The organism is Microcoleus sp. N9_A1 (genome assembly GCF_036701795.1).
Classification (GTDB): Bacteria; Cyanobacteriota; Cyanobacteriia; order Cyanobacteriales; family Microcoleaceae; genus Microcoleus.
Map to the genome: position 1 here is coordinate 1 of NZ_JAUBRI010000083.1, position 21,749 is coordinate 21,749.

A 21,749-nucleotide genomic window follows, 5' to 3' on the forward strand; every position below is an offset into this window, starting at 1 on the left:
GAGAGTAAAACTTTGGGTATTACCTAAAGCTGCTTTGTCCGCAGAATCTCAGCGGCTTCAGCCCTGAGAGTGTCAATCCTATTTATCCTCAGTTTCACCCTCAAAGGCCTGCAAGGGGTGACTGCGCGAGAAGAAATTCTGGATGAATACATCGAAGATACCGAAAGCCGCAACTCGGAAATTATCACTAACATCAAAACAGTCAAAGCTTTTGCGACAGAAAGCGATGAACTCAAAAGGCAAACCACCAGACTAGATCGCGAATTAAAAGTCGTGATCAACCGCATTCACAAAGGATACGTCACCCTGGGGACATACCAGCAGACGATCGTCCAGTTGTGTTTGTTTTCAGTTCTTGGTTTTAGCCTAGCAGCCACGGTTGCAGGCAAAATTTCCCTCGGATATTTTGTTACCGTCTACACCCTGGCAAGCATGGCATATTCTCAACTGCGTCCGATTAGCATTATCGCCGAATTATTGGCGCGGCGTTATTCTTCAATGATCCGGTTCCACGAGTTTATGCAAACGCCAGACGGTGTTGATGCGGTTAATTTAGCAGAAAATGCTCGATCGGCACAGCCACCTTATAAATTTACCGGCAAAGTTGAGATCAGCGGTTTGACATTCGGGTACGACAGTCAAAAACCGGTTTTGGAGGATGTGAATTTATTGATTCATCCCCGTCAGACTGTAGCATTAGTCGGGCGATCGGGTTCCGGGAAATCGACTTTAGTTAAACTTCTGTTTCGCTACTTTGAACCAAACTCCGGCCGCATTCTGATCGACGGCGAAGACATTTGCAGCTTAGACGTGACTCGCTACCGGCAGCGTTTAGCGATTGTCCACCAAGAAGTAGACGTTTTTAACGGTACTTTGCTGGAAAATCTGACTTACGGAAACCGAAATGCAACTTTCGAGCAAGTTGAGGATGCTTGTCGCATCGCCAAAGTAGACGATTTTGTGCGACTGTTGCCCCAAGGTTACTATACCGTGGTCGGGGAGAGAGGAATGCGGTTGTCCGGCGGTCAGCGGCAGCGGTTGGGGATTGCGAGGGCGCTGTTGGTGGAGCCGGATGTGTTAATTTTTGATGAGGCTACTTCTAGTTTGGATTATGAGTCGGAGCGATCGATCCAGGTAGCCATGCAGAATATCCTCGGTACGCGCACCACCATAATTATTGCCCACAGACTGAGTACAATTCGCGAAGCCGATGCGATCGTCGTACTCGACGGCGGTAGAATCGTCGAAGTTGGTAGCCACGAAGAACTTTTGAGTCAACAAGGTATTTACCGCCGCCTCCACTCCCTACAAGAAACCGGGGAATTAGTGAATTAGGCATTTCCTCTGAGTCTAGACTTAGGGTGCTCCGTGCCGGCACCCAGCCTAGACGTAGCAATGCACACCTTAAACATTGTTCAATTTTCCCGTATGCCATTAACTCACTTATGTGTTCTCCACTTAATGATTAGAGTTTTAAATATAATGTTGCAAATAAAGATTGTGGTGCTAGGATTTATAACTGTGATGGAAATGGGTCGATGCCCGAGCGGTTAATGGGGGCGGACTGTAAATCCGCTGGCTACGCCTACGCTAGTTCAAATCTAGCTCGGCCCACCTCAATTTAATAAAAAGTTAAAATTTAAGAATTAAAAATTATTTTTTTAATTGGAGGTTCTTAATTTTTTATGCCCGTGTAACTCAGTGGTAGAGTACCTCCTTGGTAAGGAGGAAGTCACGAGTTCAAATCTCGTCACGGGCTTGCTAATTTATAATAGTATATCCACCAAGGGTAGTCCTGCATAGTCAGGATTTCAACCAGGCGGACACGGGAGCATCTCGATATTTGTAAAAACACTTCTTCTAGCTCCTTCCTTCTTCCTCTGTCCTCCGGACTCCTGGCTCCCAACTCCAGTTTCTAGCTTGGCTGCTTTCATTGAGATGCTCCCGGTGGACACTGCCACAAACTCATCACAATATTGTACCCGTATCGAAATCCCCGACTTGTTCAAGAAGTCGGGAATCTAATCATCCTCATCCAATCCCAGCGGCACAAAATATTGACTGTAAACCACAGTATCCGGCTCCCAAAGCGGCCGCCAATAAACATTCTGGATCACCGCCTTCTCCCCATCACCCTCAGCAGGCCACTGAAAACTGACGATCGCAATATTGCTATATCCCACAACCTCATCACCCTCTTGCAGCCAGCGATTGCGCCACAACAGCGATATAAAATTCCACAACCTATGCAGGAATGACAATTGTTTATTTTTATGCGATCGATCTGACGCAGTTCCCTTTTCTAGCAGCAAAAATACCCGAGCTCTTTGCCGTTTAATCCAGTCAATCCGATAGCCCCAATCAGGCAGAGATTGTCTATTTTTGACATCACCCGCCATAGCCTTCTTTCTGCCACCCCTCGAAATCTTCATTAATTCCAGCGGCTCATTCCATCCCAAACATTCGTGCGATCGCTCAGGAAACAGCGACTTAATCTTAGTATGAATTAAATGCGTTTTCCACTCCTCATTGATCAAAGCACTAGCAGTCAACTGCGCCAGCACAGAATATTGACAATTTGACCGATAATTCTCCCTCGTCAAAGGCTCAATATTCGGCTGAGAATCGCCAAAATGACAATCAGACCAATAACTCAGTCGCACAGCAGCAGCATAGTGAATATCCCCCGTCAACACAATCACCCGATCGCGCTGCTTAAAAAACTCCGACAACAGCTTGACAAAAGCTAACTCATGAAAATTCCAAGCATCCCCCGCATCACTATTAAAAACCTTCCCCTGTTCCACATCCCACTTTTGCACCGCATCAATAATCGACAAACCCACCAAATTTGTCGGCACAACCACCAGCGTCGCCTCAATCTCAAACTCCCCAGTTTTATTCAGCAAATCAGTCTCCTTCAAAGGCTGCTGAATTTGTTCCTCAAAACCTTTGTGAGTCAAAAGCATCGGTGGATCGATCGCACTTTCCACCGGATACCCCCGCCAACTCCGCGTATCCAGCACAATCACCTCGTGCTTAAAACTTCTCACAGTAAAATGCCAATTCAAAACCTCATTTACACCCTCGTCATCTCGATCCAAAATAAAAACATCTTCATCTAATTTCAATTTAGGCAAATGAGTTTTAGGATCGAGTCCAGGAATTCCCAAATACGAAGCTGCCTCATCCCAAGCAGAAACATCACTTCCCCCCGAATCAGACCATTTTTCAGCAGCCTTTAATAATTTATCTCCCGGTTTTTCGCGATCGAACTGTGCAGGCGTATTGCCCCAAGCCTGAAACACAGCGTAAGCCAGCAAAGCATTCTGTACCACCCGTCTGCCCAGCGGCTTTCCCAACACCCGGTAACACCACTCTCGATTCAAATACAAATCGTCGCTAACATCATGATCATCGCAAATCATATAAGTAGGAATATTCGCTAGCGCCCTCCTCACCCTCCACAAATTGCGAGCAAAACCGTTAAGTTCAACAACTTCTCTATCCCAGACTTTTGCCTGCTTAGAAACTTGACAAATATTTTTACCCTTCGGAAAACTCGTGCACCAGAGTATCGGCGACCAAACTAACAAATACATCGCATAATATTCGCCCAAGCTAAACAAGTGACTTTTAGCATTGTCGGGTTTATTCACCAACATCGCCGTAAAGCCGCCAAAATCTCTGGCAATATCGCTGCGAGTCCCCGGCTGTAACTCAATAGGTTTTTTGGACTCATACTCAGCATCAGACGGTTTCTGAATTGGCGACTCTCTAAAAATTTCCCTCTCTTGGCAAAGTGCAGTTTCGTTTTCCGAATTTTTAGGTATACTGATACACAAATTCTTTTTTATTTGGGCATCATCCATCAGGGGTAGACTTTCTTCCCAGCCCAACAGTGTATCGCCAGCATCAGTCAAAGCCCACAGCATCGCATCGGCAACGTCGTCGCCGTAAATTTGGTCGCCCGTTAAAAACAGTTGGTGGGGCCTGCTATTTGCCGTTCCTGCAAACTGTTCGATCGAATTATCCAAGATTGGCAGCGCATCTCTGCCGTCTCCGTGGGGCTTGCGACAAGAACCGTGAACAATACGCAAATAGTTTAAATCCTGCGGCGGCAAGGCAAAAGTGGGCAACTGGTGAGCGAAATAACTAATCGTCTCCGGCCCCAAAGCCGACAAATCAGGGGAGGCCGGCCACAGGCAAGAAATGAGATTTTCTTTCTCATTTTCTGGGACTGCACCCGCCGACGGCGACTCGCTACTCCCAGCAAACTTGATGTCATAAGCATAAATTTGCCCAGATGTCAAGATATGGCTGTTAATTGGTTTAGCAGTCACCGCGACTACGTGCAGGTATTTGCCTAGCTGCACGGTAGAGTTCGCACCTTGGAGTAAGGGTCGATCGACAATTTCGCCGGTTCCGCCCTCTGTCGAATAAACCTTGAGTTCGACTTGGCGGGGTGCTTTCAGAGCCAGCCAAACTGTCACGGCCCGACTTTCAGTCCGGCGCAACATCGGGCCCGCAAGGATAAGCGGCAAGTGATGAATTCGATGACTTAAGGGAGTCCACGACATAGGATTTAAAAAATAAAAATTAAATAAGAGTGTTCTAGCAATCAGATTTTAGGCGATCAAGCATCTGTCACCCGCTTAATTAATGCTAAGTCTGCCAACCCAAGTCTCCAAAATTGTAACAACTCATTAAGTAAAATTAATAATCATGCTACAAGAAGAAAAATTACAGCATTTCGTCAATTCAGCCCCCCAGTTGCCAGCAATTAAATCATCAGAACCCGCCGGACGGCCCAACAGCCGGCCAATCTACTCCTCGCCTTTAGATCAAGCGATCGACCGCCACCCCCTCACCGTGGCTCCAGAAACCCCGATCGCCCAGGTGTTGGCTCTCATGAACCCGATGCGCGTCTCCTGTCAGCTTTGTGGCGAAAAACAAAACGCTGTTGCTAGCGCAGCCAAGCGCAGTTGCGTCTTAGTCGTCGAAGATAATCGACCGATCGGCATTTTTACAGAACGAGATATCGTCAAGCTAACTACCGTCGCAGCTTGTACAGTCGGACTGACAATTGCTGACGTAATGACTCGATCGCCCATTACCCTCAAACAATCCGAGTCTCAAGATATTTTCACAGCTATGTTCACGTTGCGCCAGCACCAGATCCGGCATTTGCCCGTAGTGGACGAGGACTCGCGACTTATCGGCATCATCACCCGCGAAGCCATTCACGAAGCCCTGCAACCGATTAACTTGCTAACCAATTTGCGCTGTGCAGGAGATGTCATGACGCACCAAGTCATTTCGGCCCCAAAAACTGCCTCAGCCCTCGATTTAGCCCAGCTCATGGTCAATCATCGAGTTAGTTCCGTCGTCATTGTCGAAGAGCAAACTCAGCATCCTGATCGGGCGATCGCACCAACACAAAATTATCAAATTCCGATCGGCATTGTCACCGAGCGCGACATCGTGCAGTTTCACGCCCTGGAATTAAACCTCTCCCAAATATCGGCTATAGAGGCCATGAGTGCGCCTTTATTTTGCATATCTCCCGCCGATTCCCTCTGGAGTGCCCACCAGTCCATGCAGCGGCACTGCGTCCGCCGTTTGGTAGTAGTTGGCAGCCAGGGAGAACTTTTGGGTGTTGTCTCTGTGACAAGTTTGCCGCAAGTTTTTAACCAATCTGAAATGTATGGGACGATCGAGCTGTTGCAACAAGCAGTGGACGATCGAGCCACCCAATTGCAGAAAGCCAACGAACTTTTGCAGCAAGAAATTTTAGAGCGGCAGCGGGCCCAAGAAGCCCTGCGCCAAGCTCACGACGACTTAAAAAAACAAGTTGAAGAACGCACCGCTCAACTTTTAGAATCAAATGAATTGTTGAGACGGGATATTATCAAGCGCCAGCGAGTCGAAGAAGTGCTGCGGCGAAAGCAAACTTGCTTGAAAAATCAAGCGCAGCAATTAGAGGAAACTGTGCGAAAGTTGCAGCAAACTCAAACTCAATTGGTGCAAACCGAAAAAATGTCTTCTTTGGGACAAATGATTGCCGGTATCGCTCACGAAATTAACAATCCTGTTAATTTTATCTACGGCAACCTCTCCCACGCCAGCCACTACATCAAAGAATTGTTTCAACTGTTGGAACTTTACCAGCAGCACTATCCCGAACCAGTCTCGGAAATTAGGGAAGCAGCAGCAAAGATGGAAGTCGATTTTTTGGTAGAAGATTTATCAAAGATCGTGTCTTCTATGCAAGTAGGAACCGAGCGCATCCGCCAAATAGTGGTGTCGATGCGTAATTTTTCGCGATCGGATCAATCTAACATCAAGCTCGTTGACATTCACGAGGGACTCGAAACCACTTTGTTGATTTTGCAGCACCGGCTCAAAGCCCACGGCGCACATCCAGCTATTGACATTATTAAAGAATACGGCAATTTGCCCCTAATCGAGTGCTGTGCTGGTCAGATAAATCAGGTGTTCATGAATATTATCGGCAATGCTATTGATGCTTTGGATGAAGAAATCCAGAAAGGGGAATGGGCGACGAGAAATGCGAAAAATTCACCCCCGTCAAATCCTAGTTCTCCATTGACTCTTCCCACTATTACAATTCGTACTGAAGTTGTTGGTGGCGATTTTGTCGCGATCCGCATTTCCGACAACGGGCGGGGCATACCTGAAGAGATTCGTCGCCAATTATTTGACCCGTTTTTTACTACCAAACCAGTCGGCAAGGGCACTGGGTTGGGACTGTCGATTTCTTACCATTTAGTTGTCGAACAGCACGGGGGGCGGCTCGACTGCGTTTCGGAAGCTGGGCGGGGCACTGAATTTGCGATCGAGATTCCGATCGTCAGTGGTCATTAGTCAGCAGTCAGAGGATTTTAGATTTTAGATTGAACAATTTAAGGATGGGAAATGACTCATGAAGCTCGTGGTTTGGATCACGGGCCTACAGTTGCATTCTTTTTTTAACTCGTATCAGTAGTCATGGGGAAGACATCATATTGTCCCACTCCCCCACTCTCCCCATCCACTCTCCCTCTCCCCGACTCACTCTCCCACTCTCCGACTCGCCACCATTTCCTAAAAATTCACAATTTTTTACAAAACACCAGAAACCCCAGCAAAATCAATCTTTGCCAATCTAAAATCTAAAATCTAAAATCTAAAATCCTATAACTTTGCCCTCCCCTGACCCAACTGATCCGAACTCACTTCGAGTTTGCCTCATCCACTAGCGCCTTTATGACCGTTTCACTTACCCGCACAAGCCATCAACTGCCTGCATCCTAGCCCCAAAGCCAAAAGCCCAGATTGTTTGAGAAGTTAATTTTTGTTTTATTTTTGTACCTCTTTATATTAAGAAAGTATTCTAAAATCTATTTAAAAGCTAAAAAAAATATAAAAATCTATTTTTTTATCAAAAAACCAGTTAAGATTCCCAAAGATGCAAAATAAACAAATTTACTAGCATTTTCATTTAGACGCCCCCTTTCTTTTCATCGCAAGTTAGCTAATAATGCTTTCAACGAGGTGACTAAGGGCCGAGTCCAAAATTGGCCTAACCCAAAGACGGATACAAGCCCCAAACAAAAGTCGTCGAGATCGAAAATTTTAGTTAGAAAGAACCCCCAGATTCATCTGTGGAGTCCATTCTTTCATCTCAAATCTGAAATCTCAAATCGACTGACAGTAAGGGAATTGCAATTGGGCTATTGCAATTGGGCTATTGGAGTTGGGCGATCGAAAAAAAGCATGAAAATCCAGCCCTCATCGTTTTGATAGAAACCTATAGGAGAACAAAGAGTGAAACTCGCAGTTTACGGAAAAGGTGGAATTGGCAAATCGACAACAAGCTGCAACATCTCCGTTGCCCTAGCCAAGCGCGGCAAGAAAGTTTTGCAAATCGGTTGCGATCCAAAGCACGACAGCACATTTACCCTCACTGGCTTCTTGATCCCCACAATTATTGACACCCTTCAGGAAAAGGACTATCACTACGAAGACGTTTGGCCCGAAGATGTCATCTACAAAGGCTACGGCGGCGTTGACTGCGTAGAAGCAGGTGGCCCTCCCGCAGGAGCTGGTTGCGGCGGCTATGTAGTCGGCGAAACCGTCAAACTCCTCAAAGAACTCAATGCCTTCGACGAATACGACATCATCCTGTTCGACGTGCTCGGCGACGTAGTGTGTGGCGGTTTTGCCGCCCCATTGAACTACGCCGACTACTGCATGATCGTCACCGACAACGGTTTCGACGCATTATTCGCAGCCAACCGCATCGCCGCCTCAGTCCGCGAAAAAGCCCGCACTCACCCGTTGCGACTCGCCGGCTTAATTGGCAACCGCACCTCCAAGCGCGACTTGATTGACAAGTACATCGACACCGTACCGATGCCGGTACTGGAAGTGCTGCCCCTGATTGAAGACATCCGCGTTTCTCGCGTCAAAGGTAAAACATTGTTTGAGATGGCCGAGAGCGATCCATCCCTAAACTACGTCTGCGATTACTACCTCAACATCGCCGACCAGATTTTGGCAATGCCTGAAGGAGTAGTGCCCAACGACACGCCCGATCGCGAATTATTCGCCTTACTTTCAGATTTTTATCTAAATCCAGTGCAACCGGTGGTCAAGAAGGAGGAAGATGAGCTAGACCTGATGATGGTTTAATAGGTCTAGCGATCAGGATGAGGATAAAGAGGTTATGGCTTTTTTTGATACTTTTTCAGTTGCTCTCAAACAGAAGTGGTTGGACTACTACCAGGTAAATCGGGCTTGGCTGCTCCTGCACATGACGGCTGAGAACACGGTCGCCACACCCGACGGCGGGAAAAGGCCTGTTTCTTACCTCATCCTGGGAATTGCGGCTGCCCTGGAGCCGGAACTCCAGCAATTAATGCTGCCCTTCTCAAAACTCAAGCCGGATGCAGACAGCCTGATTGAGGTGTTGGGGCTAAATTTTGACCCGGACATCGCGCTGGGTATGCCCTCAAATATCGCGCCGCAGACGGCCGGTAAATCTCCAACACCCGCAGCAGCTCAAATTGCAACTACTGCACCCGCAGCAGCTCAAATTGCAACTACTGCACCCGCCGCCTCTCCAACTCCAACTACTGCACCCGCAGTCGCTCAAACTGCTACTGCTGCACCCGCAGCAGCTCAAACTGCCACTGCTGCACCCGCCGCAGCCAAATCTAATAAATTGGGCGGTGCTGCCTTAGCAGCAGCCGGAGTAGTCGCCGGAGCCGCCGGAGTCGCTGGTCTGGCTGCTGCTGCGTCAGCACTGAGCGCCGAGGAGGAATCCTTGGATGAGTTTGAGGAAGAAGCGGTCTCCGACTTCGACATGGACGATGACGAGGAAGAAGCGGTCTCCGACTTCGACATGGACGATGACGAGGAAGAAGCGGTCTCCGACTTCGACATGGACGACGACGAGGAAGAAGCCTCGGCTTTGGACGGTCTCGGTCTCGAAGACGATGAGGAAGACGCCGTATCTGACTTTGATATGGGCGACGATGAGGAAGATGCCGTATCTGACTTTGATATGGGCGACGATGAGGAAGATGCCGTATCTGACTTTGATATGGGTGATGACGAAGAAGAAGCCTTAGCTTTGGGCGGTCTCGACCTCGGCGATGATGACGAGGAAGAAGAAGCCTTAGCTTTGGGCGGTCTCGACCTCGGCGATGATGACGAGGAAGAAGAAGCCTCGGCTTTGGACGGTCTCGACCTCGGCGATGACGAGGAAGAAGCCTCACAATTTGGGACTTTGACCTCTGGGGATCTCGAATCGGGAATATCCGATCCGTTTGGCGAAGAAGATGCAGAGTTTGTCGCGGAAGAAATACCTGATCCGTTTGGGACAGCGACCTCAGATGACCTAGACATGGATCTGGGTGACTTGGACGATGACGGTATTGACGATTTCTCTGTATCTGATGACGATGACCTCGATGATCTCGGACTTGACGATCTGGGGGAAGCAACTACCGGAGATCCTGATGAAGATGATTTAGATGCTCTAGGTCTCGGCGATTTGGATTCCGATGATGACGATGAAGAAATTTCGGGTTTTTTGTCTGATTTTAAGTGAGGTTGTTGCGATCGCCCGCATCTCTTCTAGTCTTGAAGTTTGCCGCTCTATTGGTGAGTTGTAAGTTGCGAGTTGTTAATTTTTAATTAGCTCCAACTCACAACTGCCAAAAGGCTTTTTGCCGCGAGCGAGTTAAAGAAAAACAAATCCCTGCTGTGAGGGATTATAAGCCCTCGCGCAGAATTTTTTAGCTCAAATTTTGGATGCTGCGGCTGCGGAAATATTGAGTTGGTTGCATCTATTTTTCAGAGGAATTAGCCCAAAATCAGGTATTTCTATTTATTGTTCGCTGCGAAAGGGCGAGCGCAAAAAACAGATTTTTTTTCCCCTCCTGTGCCTGTTCGCGTTTGAGAGGAAAAACAACCTATTTCTATAGTCCGCGAGAGCAACGAGGCGAGCGCAAAAAACAGGTATTTCCTCACTTAGCGAGCCTGTCCTGTTCCAGACTAAAAACAATTTAAAGGGAGAAGATTTGAGATATGACTGCTATTACTACTACTGAACCGGAAGCTTTAAACTTTGAATGCGAAACAGGAAATTATCACACTTTTTGTCCGATTAGCTGCGTAGCTTGGCTTTATCAAAAAATTGAAGATAGCTTTTTCTTGGTCATCGGTACCAAAACTTGCGGCTATTTCTTGCAAAACGCAATGGGCGTGATGATTTTTGCTGAGCCTCGCTATGCGATGGCTGAGTTGGAAGAGGGCGATATTTCCGCTCAATTAAACGATTATGATGAGTTGAAGCGGCTGTGCTTGCAAATTAAGCGCGATCGTAACCCCAGTGTAATCGTCTGGATCGGCACTTGCACCACCGAAATCATCAAAATGGATTTGGAAGGGTTAGCACCGAAGCTGGAAGCAGAAATCGGCATTCCCATCGTCACAGCCCGCGCTAACGGCTTAGATTACGCCTTTACTCAAGGGGAAGATACTGTTTTGGCCGCGATGGCTGCTAAGTGCCCTGAGAAAGCGCCCGTGATGGAATCTCAGAAACAAGAACGCAATGCTATCTCTCAACTGCTGAATTTCGGCAAGAAAAAAGAGGAAGTTGCAGCAGATGAATCGGAATATGTCAAGCACACGCCGCTGGTACTTTTTGGTTCTTTGCCCGATCCGGTTGTTACTCAGCTAACTCTAGAATTGAAGAAGCAAGGAATCAAAGTTTCCGGTTGGCTTCCTTCCAAACGCTACACTGAATTGCCAGTATTGGAAGAAGGCTATTATGTATCGGGCATGAATCCGTTCTTGTCGCGCACTGCTTCTACGTTGATGCGCCGCCGTAAGTGTAAGCTAATTGGATCGCCATTCCCGATCGGCCCTGACGGAACTCGCGCTTGGATTGAGAAGATTTGCTCAGTGTTAGGAATTGAACCAAAAGGTTTGGACGAACGGGAAGCGCAAATTTGGGCTGGTTTGGAAGATTACCTGCAAATAATTCGCGGCAAATCAGTCTTCTTTATGGGCGACAATTTGCTAGAGATTTCTTTAGCACGTTTCTTGATTCGCTGCGGCATGACTTGCCCGGAAATCGGCATTCCTTACATGGACAAGCGCTATCAGGCTGCCGAGTTGGCTTTGTTAGAAAAAACTTGTCACGAGATGGGAGTTCCTACTCCTCGGATTGTGGAGAAACCAGACAATTACAATCAGCTTCAGCGGATTTACGAGCAGAATATTGATTTGGTGATTACTGGTATGGCTCACGCTAATCCTTTGGAAGCGCGGGGAATTAATACTAAGTGGTCTGTTGAGTTTACTTTTGCTCAGATTCACGGGTTTGGTAATGCGCGGGATATTTTGGAGTTGGTGACTCGTCCGTTGCGCCGGAATAATTCACTGAAGGATTTGGGTTGGGGTAACTTGGTGAAGAATGAAGCGAAGGTTTAATCGTTTTTAGGCTTGAATTAGAAACCCGGTTTATTAAATAAACCGGGTTTTTATTAAAATATTACTGAAATTTTCAGATTAAATGAGTGGTATTAACCGTGAACTAACTATAGACAATAGACACATTGCCAAGCATCTCCCAGATACACTACAAATGCAAAGGTTATTGCAGCGATCGGGCTCTGCTCATGTATTTAACAATGAAGCTACAATGATTAGAGTGGCACAAGCCATAATAAAAAATGGGGAATTCACAGGCATTATTCGCAATCACGAACGATATGGACTCTACTTTGCCAGCCCAATTGGTTATAGAATTCAGAGTGATGGCAGCCAAATTCCTTTACATTACGGTGAAATTAAAGTGATAGGAGATAAATATCATGTCATCCCCCGTACCCAACCTAGCAAATAACTGGCAGTTTACAGAAATATGGGTTGACCCTACCTCTGTCCCTCCTTATGTTTTGATGTTGCTCGGTGATGATAAAAATAATTTTTGCATTTTCGACCCGACTGAAGACTATAAGATTGTTTTTGCTTGTTCTAGCTATGAGGAAGCAAGGCTTTGGCTCCTTGAAGATGAATATGAGCGGGTTGAAGGGCGGCTCAATGTTGAGCAAGTGGCTTAAGTTATTGATGATGAAAGTCAAGCTTAAATCTCTAAATTATTACTTGAGCCTGAAATATCTTATCAGTTTTCACCCGGAACCTGAAGGTTATACAGCGATAATCAAAGACCTTCCGGGTTGTATGTCTGTGGGGGAAACTTTGTTGGAAGCGATGGAGAACATTGAAGAAGCTAGAGAATTGTGGATAGAGACTGCTTATGAGTGTGGCGATGAGATTCCTTTACCTGCTAAAAGTTAAAGTAGGGTGCGTCGCTTTGACAATTCTCGGCAATAGTAGCTATCCGATTGCTCGGATTGAGACTTAAATCATGAGTAACCGCCGATAAAAACTCTTCTATTCCATCAAGCAATGGCTGTTTATTGATACTTTTCTCCACCAAATATATTAACAACATATAATTTCTGGTCGCATCAAATGTATGTGGGTCGGTGTAACTCAAATCAGGAATCACTGAGTTGCCACCTATAATACCGGGTATATGCTCTATCCAGCTCTCTGTATTTTGGTTGACACCTTCTCTAGCAGCATAGGCACAAGCAGCCGCAGCAACATCAGCTATTTGTATGCCCGGAAATTTATCGGATTCCACAAATTGAACTTCTTGGGATAGATTAAATGTACAGGGTTCTTTTACTCCTTGAAAAAAGTCCATATCAATCTTATCCTTTATCCCAATCATAGGATCGAACAGTCTATTGTTTTCTTTGAGTGGTTTACTAACATCACAAAAAACTTTAAGTTGGTTAAACTCTTTTCCCCTGTCACAGAGAATAGACAACAAAGCCGGGTACGAAAGCTCTAAAATCCACTAGCCTATATCAGTTCCTTGTAAAGAGTTTAATTCTTGATTTATTATATCCCTATGATGAATACAGAAAGTCTTTATGCCGTCGAGTATAGGCGAAATATCAGGTGTTTTTGAAGAACTAAAAAGATAGTTAAGTTCTGTGTCCTCCAAACTTCTCATAAGCTTCTGAAAATCGCTAAATATTTTTTCAGCATCCGCGCTCTGACATACAAACTCTACATATAAAATGTTGCTGATAAATCGGTGAAATTTTATATGGTAAAATAGAGAGTTTTTTTCTGATAAAACTGGCTCAAATATATATTCATACAATTTGCAAGCTAAGTTGAATTTTTTATGATAAACAGCTACTTTTATGCGATCCTTAAAATTTATCAATATCTCAGCTATTACCTTTTGACCCTTGGGATATTTAAGAAGGTTTCGACCTTTTAATTCGCCACCTTGTAGCTTATATTTTTGAATTATATTATTTACATATTCTGTAGCTTCTTCATGGTTAATTGCTACACTTGCATAAGCAAAAATAGTGGCTTCTTTGTCAAGAATATCGTTACCAGTGAAACCTGATTCATCGCAGTAAATTTCTTGAATGGTTTGTTTTATAGGGATTCTCCGTTTAATTGTGAAGATTGTGTATTACCAGTTATTTTGGTAATATAACAGGAAATTACAGAAGCATACCACTTCAGAAATGAAACTTAACAGCCTCTTTTCACAAATGAGAATTAACAATAATACAGAACTTGGTATTTGAGTACGCTCAGAAAAATAGCTTGCTATAATAAGACTGTGTGAGCGATCGCACTTATTCCCCAACCCTTCCAGAATCCCAGCCCGATCGCCCGCAACACAATTCAGGAAACGCCGCCTATAATCGAAACTAGCCCCCCATTCTCATCACTTGCAGAACCGCCATGAGTCAAGACAACGAAAAAACTACCTATTCACAGAAAACAGAACGTCTCAGAGTTATCGGTCAGTTTATCAAAACTGTGACACCGATGATTTGGACGATCGTAATTTTAGTAGTCATGATTCCCCTATTAGGTAACTTTCTAATTTCCCAGTCACTAACAAATACCGGAACCACAGCAGTTGTCGTCTCGCCGCCGCACGATTTTAGCAAAGTCAACCAAGACGTTAAAAACGCCATCCAACAATCCCATACAACAGCCGAAACTTTCGCCTCAAAAGAATTGGACAAATGGGAAACCGAAGTAATTGCACGACTAGACAATAGTTTCCTCGATTGGTACTTCGATTACTTCAATCAAAAAAAGATGGAGTTTACCGTACCTTTTAATTTCGTAAAATCTGCCGTACTCAACAGATTTGATATGACAGCAGCTTCTCAAGCTGTTTCCGAAAAATTAACTGAAGACTTTCAAAGAGAATTTGCTAACCGCGTGCTGGTACCCAAAAATGCTCAACTGCGATTTCAATTAATCACTCAAGATACTGCTAATTTGTACATATCAGAAGTTAGCAAAAATGTGAAAGTAGTTCAAAACAATTATAAGATACCGCAAGTACAGTGGGACAAGTATCTGAACGATATTGCCACCACAATTAGCGACAAAGGAAACGTCTCTAATTTATCGTTAAAAGTATTAGTTGGCGGCAGTGGCTACTTAGTTGCTAAACCCTTAATTTTGGGAGTAGCAGCTAAAGTTGGCAGCAAAGTTACCGCCAAAGTTGCCAGCAAAGCCGCCGCCAAGGTAGCCACAAAAACAGGCGGTACAGTTGCTAGTCAGTTGGGAGTAGGTTTAATCGATCCGATTGTCGGTATCGGGATTATCATCTGGGATTTGTGGGATTATAATCACACAGTCAAAGTGGAAAGACCAATTTTGCGGGAACACATTGTAGAATACTTGAAAGATGTCAAAAAGTCACTGCTCACAAATCCTGAAACCGGAATCATGGCAGCAATTTATCAGTTAGAAAGCGGTCTTCTCAAGTCACTTTAATTATTTGGCGTTGCTTAATACAGGTATGAATTGAATAGTTCGGAATTGCCATAAGCCAAGTATCGTGAGTTTTGTAACTTCCGGAAAAAGTTGGTTCATACCGTTAATCAGCAACCTAAAAAAAAGATAAGATAGAGGAACAACTAGAAGAGTTGCAAGATTTGATCGCATATAAAAACATCATAAAATGGAATAAAGCGCAAGCTCTTTAACTCAGGTTAAAAGGATTTGGTTATCGAGAAATAGAAAAAAGATTAGAATTTTCAACAATTTTTGTTGCCTAAACTCACAGAAAATGCTTTGCCGGGAATCGCGGAATTAAAGTTAAAATATCACGGCTCAACAGATCTCCGCAACCCATCGAGTTCCTATCTCAACTCGAAACCAAAATATATCAGAAATAGAAAGATATTTGAGGTAGAATTATGATGTAATATTTAAATCTTGGTCAAGTTACTATCGAATATTGAAAGCGGTTAATTAACCTGGCAGAAAGCCAAGGTATAAAAATAGAGAAAACAGCGATAAGTTATTCACAAAAAACGCTATTTTTGCCCCAAAAAATTATCAAAGCAGAAGCCAAAAATAGCAGTAGGATAACTGGTACTGTATCCCTTAAATGAGTGTCAGTCCGTCGCTGAAATACTCCAAAGGAAATGATCGAGCAGGCAGTTGCGATCGCCCCCAGAGAGTAAAATCAAGTAAAATTGCAAGTATTGGTCGATCGACCCCCGTTACTCGACTAGATTTTGATTAAAGGTTTGCTATACTCCAGAAATAGACACATATTAACCTTTGGAAAATCAATAGGCCGGAGCTATGACATCCTATGCAACCTCTACAGCAAGAGCCGAGATGAGTGAGATCCGGCGCTTGAAAAATATACTGCCCCCTGAACTCCAAAGTTGGGTAACAGTAGAAAAAACAATAGAAGTTAATCCTACCCTGATCCGCAGCGAAGAAATAGGCAAAGACCAGGTAGAAATCCAAATAGACCTGATCCGCTGGGAACAGCTAGCAATGGATCAGCGGAACCTCCTATTTTGGCACGAAGTCGCCAGAATCCAAAACGACACCATCCCCAGAGACGGTTGGGAAATGGCAGCCCTCGCCATTGGTTTAGGTGGCGCCGTCGGCGAACTTTGGGTGCAAGACGGCTTGCTGCTGTTACTGGCCCTATCCCTGTGCGGCGTCTCCGGCTGGAGACTTTACCAAAAAAACAACGGAGAGAAAAGTTTAAAAGAAGCAGTAGACGCTGACGAAAAAGCCCTCGCCCTGGCAACCCGCTTCGGCTACACTCTCCCAAACGCCTACAAAAGCCTCGGCAGCGCCTTAAAAACCTTAATCGAGCAAACCTCCAAAAAACAGCAGCGGGCTAAATACGAAGCTCGTCTCCAGGCCCTCAAACGCAACGCAGCCAAGGCCAAAGCCAAAGTCAAACCCATCACCCGCGAAACCTCCCAGTCAGAAAACGTCTACAATTCTTAACCTCATCCCCCGACGTTTGGTGGGGGGATTTTTCAGTTAACGGTTAACTCTTGACTTTCTAGTTAACTGTTAAGCGTTAACTGCGCTTGGTATCCCGCTACAAGACAGACATCGGAATTTTTCCAGACAAAATTAATCGGGCTGAACCGATACAAATCTTGATTCATATCATGTCCGGTGGATTACCAGAACAAAAACGGATCGCCCGTGTCCGATGCAAGTCCTCGGGCTGAGAGCGGACTGAAGTCCGCACTACAAACCTTGCTTATTGCGGTCAATCGAACGGATATGATATCAAAGGTGAAAGTTGGGCGGCGGCTGCGTTCAAAATTTTTCCGCCAAAACAGGGACTGGTAGACTAGATTCTACCTTGGCCTTCGATATCGGGACGATCGACAACAAGCTTTTTTGACATTTTTGTAAAGTTGCGATAAAGCTAGCCCGGTGGTAAAAACAATATTTGGTAAAGGTGGAGCGGGTAGGACAGAATAGGTTAAAGATATCAGTTTGAAATTTGAAACTAGGACTTCATGGTCAGCCAAATCCCAGAGGCAGAAAATTTTCGGGTTACGTACTTCGACGAGATTCCCTCGGTTCACATACCCGTGCGCTTGAGCGTACTTGAAGCCGTAAACTTCAAAAAAACCTGCCAGCAACTTTTCTCTGAAAGCACCGTTCCCAGCACAATTGTCCTAGACTTCACTCACACGACGTTTATTGACAGTAGCGGAATTGGTGCTTTAGTCAGCAATCTCAAATTTGCCAAACAGCGCGGCAGCGACTTGGTGCTTCGCAGCCTGAAGCCGCAGGTAATGGCTGTATTCGCTCTCACCAGCTTAGATCAAGTGCTGACGATCGAGCAGACCCCTGCCACCTCAACTCCGGCAGAGACCAACTCCCCGGACAATCAGCTACCGATGACGCACCCCTCAGTGCAATCGTTGGTCAAACGGCTGATAGACATCGTTGGAGCAATAGTCGGTTTGGTGATTACAGGAATTTTACTCGTACCCATAGCCGCAGCCATCACCATCAACGATCCGGGCCCGATATTTTTTGCACAAACCCGCTGCGGCTGGATGGGGAGAAAATTTCAGATTTGGAAATTTCGATCGATGTGTACCAACGCCGAAGCCATGAAAGCCCAAATCAAAAACCAGGCTTCTGGCGCATTTTTTAAAAATGACAACGACCCGCGGATTACCAAAGTCGGGCGCATCTTACGCAAAACCAGTCTCGACGAACTGCCACAGTTTTGGAACGTGCTCAAAGGCGAAATGAGTCTAGTCGGCACCAGACCGCCTACTCCAGACGAAGTAGATCGCTACGAAGTCCCTCAGTGGCAGCGTTTGGATGTCAAGCCCGGGATGACTGGCGAATGGCAAGTCAACGGTCGCTCTCAAGTCCGCGATTTTGAAGATGTCATCCGTTTAGATTTAAAATATCAAGAAAACTGGAGCCTGATCTATGACTTGAAACTAATTGTTAAAACCATAACAGTCCTGTTTAACAAAAATAGCGGTGCTGTGTAGGAGTCCTAAACAACTCATTGCTGAACTCTCGGGTGCTGTTGCCGAGGGGCTGCTGGAACTAGAATTCGATATTTAGTTAAGCAGACTCGGTAGCGATCGCTAAGGTGCTATTAAGTGTTAAAATTCACACCGAAAAAATGGGCAGCTAGTTGCCAGATATGCGATCGAACTACGAATTAGCAATTTGGCAGTTCTGGTCATGCTCGAATTACGCCACCAGGGTTTTTGATGACGACAAAAACTAACGTATGTTTAGACAAGTACCGATTGCTAACAGGGTGGAAGCTAAAATCACTCCTCGCAAGCTGAATCGGGAATTTTTTCAATTTAAACGCCCTACCAAGGCGGGTTACAGTATCGGAAGTCTCTCATTTGCTGTGCGAGTAAATGGTGCGAAAGGAATGCTCACCTTGAGGCCAAACGGGCTTCTTCAACTCAAGCTTGACTTAACTAATATGTTGCCAAGACCTTGCCCTCCTTTTCCTCTCCCTCCGGCGCTGAGTACAGCGGTGGTGGGGGCCGACCAGGGGGAAGAAAGATGAAAGACAAGCAACCAAAGGCCGAGCCGCACCTTCAGGTTGAAACAGACCTGAATGCTTTAACATCCGTTTTGGAATGGTTGGAGAATATCGTTTTGCCCCTGCTGCCAGCGGATTTCTGGTGGCAGTGCCGGCTGATAATCAACGAAGGCTTTACAAACGCTGTCCGCCACGCTCACCAGAACTTGCCCCCCACGACGCCCATAGACATTGAGGTAAAAGTGTTTGCCGATTACTTAGAAATTAGGATTTGGGACAGGGGTCAACCCTTCAACTTAGAAGCAAAGCTGCACTCGATTATGCAAGAGCAGCGCGATCCTTTGGACAGAGAAGGAGAAAGGGGACTGGTGTTCATGTACAAGCTCACAGACGATCTTCGCTATATCCGTACCGACGATCGCCGCAACTGCCTGGTAATGCGAAAAAACATTACATGAGGGGGCGATACCCGCCCGGTCAGGGCGGCTTCTTTCCCAAGGGGTGGAAGATCCCCCTCGCCCCCTATTGTCCTACCCGGAACCCAACCACATCCTCTGCAATTCTGCGAGTGCACGCGGCTGCAGGACAATTTGCTTCAAACTAAATATTATGCGTATTCTAATTTATTCCTATAATTACCATCCAGAGCCGATCGGCATTGCCCCCCTGATGACAGAACTAGCGCAAGGCCTAGTCAAGCGCGGCCACCAAGTCCGAGTCGTCACAGGAATGCCCAACTATCCGCAGCGCCGGATTTATCCGCAATATCAGGGCAAATTTTACCTCACCGAAGAACACAACGGCGTCACAATTCAGCGCAGCTATCTGCGCGTGAACGGCCCCCACCCCAGCCTCCTAGACCGACTTGTGCTAGACGGCAGTTTTGTCGTCTCCAGCGCCGTCCAAGCATTCAGCGGCTGGCGTCCCGACGTAATTTTCTCGACAATGCCCCCTTTACCGATTTGCGTCCCTGTTGCCTTTTACGGCTGGATTCGCGCTTGCCCGATCGTCCTCAACGTACAGGATATCGTCTCAGAAGCAGCCGTGCGCGTCGGCTTGGTCAAAAAAAACGGACTGCTAGTTCGCATTGCTGACGCTTTAGAAAAATTGGCATACTGCACAGCCAGCCAAGTCAGCGTCATCGACAGCGGTTTTATCAAAAAATTGCACTCTCAGGGGGTACCCCCGGAAAAAATAGTTTGCGTGCCCAATTGGGTCGATGTTAATTTCATTCGCCCCTTACCCAAGGAAAATAACTCATTTCGAGAAACTCACAAACTCAAGGGCAAATTTGTAGTTCTGTATGCTGGAAATATTGCCCTCACTCAAGGCTTGCAAACAGTGGTCAAAGCAGCAGCCCGTTTGAAACACATACCCGAAATCGCTTTTGTAATTGTCGGAGAATCAACAGCACTAGCGCGCTTGCAAAAAGATTGCGAAACTTATAAAGCTACTAATGTAATGTTGCTACCCTTTGAACCGCGAGAAAAATTGCCGGAATTGTTAGCTGCTGCGGATATTAGTTTAGTTGTACAAAAGCGCCGTGTCACTAACTTCAATATGCCTTCAAAAATTCAATTACTTCTCGCCAGCGGCCGGGCAATTTTGGCGTCGGTTCCCGAAACTGGTACAGCCCATAAAGCAATCCAGCAAAGCGGTGGCGGGGTTGTAATAGCGCCGGAAGACGCGGAGGCTTTGGCTGATGCTGTGGAGGATTTGTTCTTAAATCCCGATCGGGTGAATATGTTGGGCGAGCAAGGTAGAAATTATGCTGTTGAGAATTACGGATTTGAGGAAGCTTTGAATCATTATGAGGCTTTATTTGCGGCGGTGGCGGCGAGTCATGCTGAGAAAGTCTTGGCACCGCTGCCAAAGTAATCAGATAATTGAGTTAGTGCAATATGTAGCGATCTTTTGTAGTAAGGACTTTAGTCCCGATCGACTAAAAGGCTGATGAAAGGACTGAAGTCCTCACTACAAATTTGATGATAGTCATGTTATCTGAGATAATATAATTCAATTTTTCGGTATGTTCCTGATTTCGGCAAGGCTTGATTCAGTCCGGTTAGTAATAATAATGCCGCAGATGATCGCCAATGTACTAAAAATATGCACCAACGAAATCGCTTCATCGAGAAACAGCCACGCAGCAATACCGCTAAACACCGGAATCAGGTAATAGATTAAGGCTGTGCGGTTCGGGCCGATTAGGGCGATCGCCTGATTCCATGCCAGAAACGCCACCACCGATGACAGAACCCCGACATAAAGTAACGCCAGGGCGATCGAAGGATTGAACACCACAGGGTGATAAATCCAACATTCCAGCGCATAGAAGGGCGATAAAAACAACAGCCCCAAGCTAAAAGTGCATAAAGTGAAAGTTGTCATCCGCAGGTTGGGCGGCTTGCGCTTTACCAGCATCGTGTAGCCAGCAAAGATGATAGATGCTAACAGCATATACAAATCGCCGATCGCAAACGAAATACTCAGCAGCCTCTCTAACGAGCCTCCCGCGATTAACAGTACAACACCGCTGACTGCGATCGCAATACCGACAGCGCGCGTTAACGAGATAGTTTCTCCGTAAAAGATACGAGACATAAGTACAATAAAAACTGGGGAAGAAGTGGCAATTAACGCCATATTCACCGCCAAGGTTGTGTGGCCGGCAACGTAGATTAGAGTATTAGACCTCTTGCAAAAATAACTAGGGCTTGCTGAATAAGTTCGAAAAAATCGCGTAGGCGAAGCCAGCCGCAGGCATCGCACTTGATGGGCAATTCAA

The 21,749-nt window shown here is 45.8% G+C and carries 17 protein-coding genes, 2 tRNA genes and 1 pseudogene; 16 read left to right on the forward strand and 4 right to left on the reverse strand.

Translation table 11 applies throughout. The features are described 5' to 3' along the window. Positions 1 to 69: 69 nt before the first annotated feature. The 3 genes and pseudogenes from QUA58_RS26870 to QUA58_RS26880 form a co-directional block, all read left to right on the forward strand. Positions 70 to 1,335: pseudogene (locus QUA58_RS26870) on the forward strand (ABC transporter ATP-binding protein); the annotation flags it as partial. A 197-nt stretch (positions 1,336 to 1,532) separates the two neighbouring features. Then, positions 1,533 to 1,614: transfer RNA gene (locus QUA58_RS26875), tRNA-Tyr, on the forward strand. Positions 1,615 to 1,687: 73 nt separating this feature from the next. After that, positions 1,688 to 1,759 (forward strand) — tRNA-Thr (locus QUA58_RS26880). Positions 1,760 to 2,021: 262 nt separating this feature from the next. Here the strand turns inward: QUA58_RS26880 and QUA58_RS26885 are convergent. After that, complete coding sequence (locus QUA58_RS26885; protein WP_333310027.1) at positions 2,022 to 4,544, reverse strand: PhoD-like phosphatase; 2,523 nt, start codon at positions 4,542 to 4,544, stop codon at positions 2,022 to 2,024. 181 nt (positions 4,545 to 4,725) lie between these two features. Between QUA58_RS26885 and QUA58_RS26890 the strand changes: the two genes are divergently transcribed. The 7 genes from QUA58_RS26890 (at position 4,726) to QUA58_RS26915 (ending at position 12,879) form a co-directional block, all read left to right on the forward strand. Then, positions 4,726 to 6,888 carry a CBS domain-containing protein gene (locus QUA58_RS26890; protein ID WP_333397053.1) on the forward strand — a complete coding sequence of 721 codons (2,163 nt, stop codon included), beginning with the start codon at positions 4,726 to 4,728 and terminating at the stop codon, positions 6,886 to 6,888. Between the two features lie 942 nt (positions 6,889 to 7,830). Next, the gene (gene bchL, locus QUA58_RS26895) at positions 7,831 to 8,697 is read left to right on the forward strand and encodes a ferredoxin:protochlorophyllide reductase (ATP-dependent) iron-sulfur ATP-binding protein (RefSeq protein ID WP_333256149.1); all 867 of its coding nucleotides are present in this window, start codon (positions 7,831 to 7,833) and stop codon (positions 8,695 to 8,697) included. Between the two features lie 34 nt (positions 8,698 to 8,731). Continuing rightward, positions 8,732 to 10,120 carry a DUF5331 domain-containing protein gene (locus tag QUA58_RS26900; protein WP_333397055.1) on the forward strand — a complete coding sequence of 463 codons (1,389 nt, stop codon included), beginning with the start codon at positions 8,732 to 8,734 and terminating at the stop codon, positions 10,118 to 10,120. 479 nt (positions 10,121 to 10,599) lie between these two features. Beyond that, complete coding sequence (locus tag QUA58_RS26905) at positions 10,600 to 12,009, forward strand: ferredoxin:protochlorophyllide reductase (ATP-dependent) subunit N (protein ID WP_333397057.1); 1,410 nt, start codon at positions 10,600 to 10,602, stop codon at positions 12,007 to 12,009. Between the two features lie 154 nt (positions 12,010 to 12,163). Beyond that, positions 12,164 to 12,424, forward strand: coding sequence for a DUF6972 family protein (locus tag QUA58_RS31660; protein ID WP_445301906.1), 261 nt, complete (start codon positions 12,164 to 12,166; stop codon positions 12,422 to 12,424). Beyond that, positions 12,393 to 12,641, forward strand: coding sequence for a hypothetical protein (locus QUA58_RS26910; RefSeq protein ID WP_106148613.1), 249 nt, complete (start codon positions 12,393 to 12,395; stop codon positions 12,639 to 12,641). The genes QUA58_RS31660 and QUA58_RS26910 overlap by 32 nt, the downstream gene beginning before the upstream one ends. Further along, positions 12,622 to 12,879, forward strand: a complete 258-nt coding sequence (locus tag QUA58_RS26915) for a type II toxin-antitoxin system HicB family antitoxin (protein ID WP_333256155.1) — start codon at positions 12,622 to 12,624, stop codon at positions 12,877 to 12,879. Before QUA58_RS26910 ends, QUA58_RS26915 begins: the two co-directional genes overlap by 20 nt. Here the strand turns inward: QUA58_RS26915 and QUA58_RS26920 are convergent. Together QUA58_RS26920 and QUA58_RS31665 are read right to left on the reverse strand one after the other, a co-directional pair. Beyond that, positions 12,869 to 13,423 (reverse strand): DUF3800 domain-containing protein, encoded by a 555-nt coding sequence (locus tag QUA58_RS26920; RefSeq protein WP_333397059.1) that lies wholly within the window; start codon positions 13,421 to 13,423, stop codon positions 12,869 to 12,871. The two genes, QUA58_RS26915 and QUA58_RS26920, sit on opposite strands and share 11 nt — an antisense overlap. Before the next feature lie 27 nt (positions 13,424 to 13,450). Next, positions 13,451 to 14,083: a DUF3800 domain-containing protein gene (locus tag QUA58_RS31665; RefSeq protein WP_445301907.1), complete on the reverse strand. Its 633-nt coding sequence runs from the start codon at positions 14,081 to 14,083 to the stop codon at positions 13,451 to 13,453. 284 nt (positions 14,084 to 14,367) lie between these two features. Here QUA58_RS31665 and QUA58_RS26925 point away from each other — a divergent pair, with 284 nt between their 5' ends. The 6 genes from QUA58_RS26925 to QUA58_RS26950 all read left to right on the forward strand — a co-directional run bounded on the left by QUA58_RS26925 (position 14,368) and on the right by QUA58_RS26950 (position 20,839). Continuing rightward, a complete protein-coding gene (locus QUA58_RS26925; protein WP_333257233.1) occupies positions 14,368 to 15,423 on the forward strand; it encodes a hypothetical protein in 1,056 nt (351 codons plus the stop codon). 819 nt (positions 15,424 to 16,242) lie between these two features. Next, on the forward strand, positions 16,243 to 16,911 hold the full coding sequence (locus QUA58_RS26930; protein ID WP_015178535.1) for a DUF3318 domain-containing protein: 669 nt from the start codon (positions 16,243 to 16,245) through the stop codon (positions 16,909 to 16,911). Between the two features lie 530 nt (positions 16,912 to 17,441). Beyond that, a complete protein-coding gene (locus tag QUA58_RS26935; RefSeq protein ID WP_333257235.1) occupies positions 17,442 to 18,443 on the forward strand; it encodes a sugar transferase in 1,002 nt (333 codons plus the stop codon). Positions 18,444 to 18,691: 248 nt separating this feature from the next. After that, the gene (locus tag QUA58_RS26940; RefSeq protein ID WP_333397060.1) at positions 18,692 to 18,985 is read left to right on the forward strand and encodes a hypothetical protein; all 294 of its coding nucleotides are present in this window, start codon (positions 18,692 to 18,694) and stop codon (positions 18,983 to 18,985) included. Continuing rightward, entirely contained in the window at positions 18,982 to 19,419 is a 438-nt protein-coding gene (locus QUA58_RS26945) for an ATP-binding protein (RefSeq protein ID WP_333048542.1), read from the forward strand. The genes QUA58_RS26940 and QUA58_RS26945 overlap by 4 nt, the downstream gene beginning before the upstream one ends. A 151-nt stretch (positions 19,420 to 19,570) precedes the next feature. Next, entirely contained in the window at positions 19,571 to 20,839 is a 1,269-nt protein-coding gene (locus QUA58_RS26950) for a WcaI family glycosyltransferase (RefSeq protein WP_333257241.1), read from the forward strand. Between the two features lie 138 nt (positions 20,840 to 20,977). Here the strand turns inward: QUA58_RS26950 and QUA58_RS26955 are convergent, their stop codons facing one another. Then, positions 20,978 to 21,733 carry a DMT family transporter gene (locus QUA58_RS26955; protein ID WP_333397062.1) on the reverse strand — a complete coding sequence of 252 codons (756 nt, stop codon included), beginning with the start codon at positions 21,731 to 21,733 and terminating at the stop codon, positions 20,978 to 20,980. Positions 21,734 to 21,749: the final 16 nt, after the last annotated feature.

What these genes read in the sequence shown, in the direction of transcription:
- QUA58_RS26890 (WP_333397053.1), top strand. Translation starts at nt 4,726, where the DNA reads ATGCTACAAGAAGAAAAATTACAGCATTTCGTCAATTCAGCCCCCCAG.
- QUA58_RS26900 (WP_333397055.1), top strand. Translation starts at nt 8,732, where the DNA reads ATGGCTTTTTTTGATACTTTTTCAGTTGCTCTCAAACAGAAGTGGTTG.
- QUA58_RS26905 (WP_333397057.1), top strand. Translation starts at nt 10,600, where the DNA reads ATGACTGCTATTACTACTACTGAACCGGAAGCTTTAAACTTTGAATGC.
- QUA58_RS31660 (WP_445301906.1), top strand. Translation starts at nt 12,164, where the DNA reads ATGCAAAGGTTATTGCAGCGATCGGGCTCTGCTCATGTATTTAACAAT.
- QUA58_RS26910 (WP_106148613.1), top strand. Translation starts at nt 12,393, where the DNA reads ATGTCATCCCCCGTACCCAACCTAGCAAATAACTGGCAGTTTACAGAA.
- QUA58_RS26915 (WP_333256155.1), top strand. Translation starts at nt 12,622, where the DNA reads ATGTTGAGCAAGTGGCTTAAGTTATTGATGATGAAAGTCAAGCTTAAA.
- QUA58_RS26925 (WP_333257233.1), top strand. Translation starts at nt 14,368, where the DNA reads ATGAGTCAAGACAACGAAAAAACTACCTATTCACAGAAAACAGAACGT.
- QUA58_RS26930 (WP_015178535.1), top strand. Translation starts at nt 16,243, where the DNA reads ATGACATCCTATGCAACCTCTACAGCAAGAGCCGAGATGAGTGAGATC.
- QUA58_RS26935 (WP_333257235.1), top strand. Translation starts at nt 17,442, where the DNA reads ATGGTCAGCCAAATCCCAGAGGCAGAAAATTTTCGGGTTACGTACTTC.
- QUA58_RS26940 (WP_333397060.1), top strand. Translation starts at nt 18,692, where the DNA reads ATGTTTAGACAAGTACCGATTGCTAACAGGGTGGAAGCTAAAATCACT.
- QUA58_RS26945 (WP_333048542.1), top strand. Translation starts at nt 18,982, where the DNA reads ATGAAAGACAAGCAACCAAAGGCCGAGCCGCACCTTCAGGTTGAAACA.
- QUA58_RS26950 (WP_333257241.1), top strand. Translation starts at nt 19,571, where the DNA reads ATGCGTATTCTAATTTATTCCTATAATTACCATCCAGAGCCGATCGGC.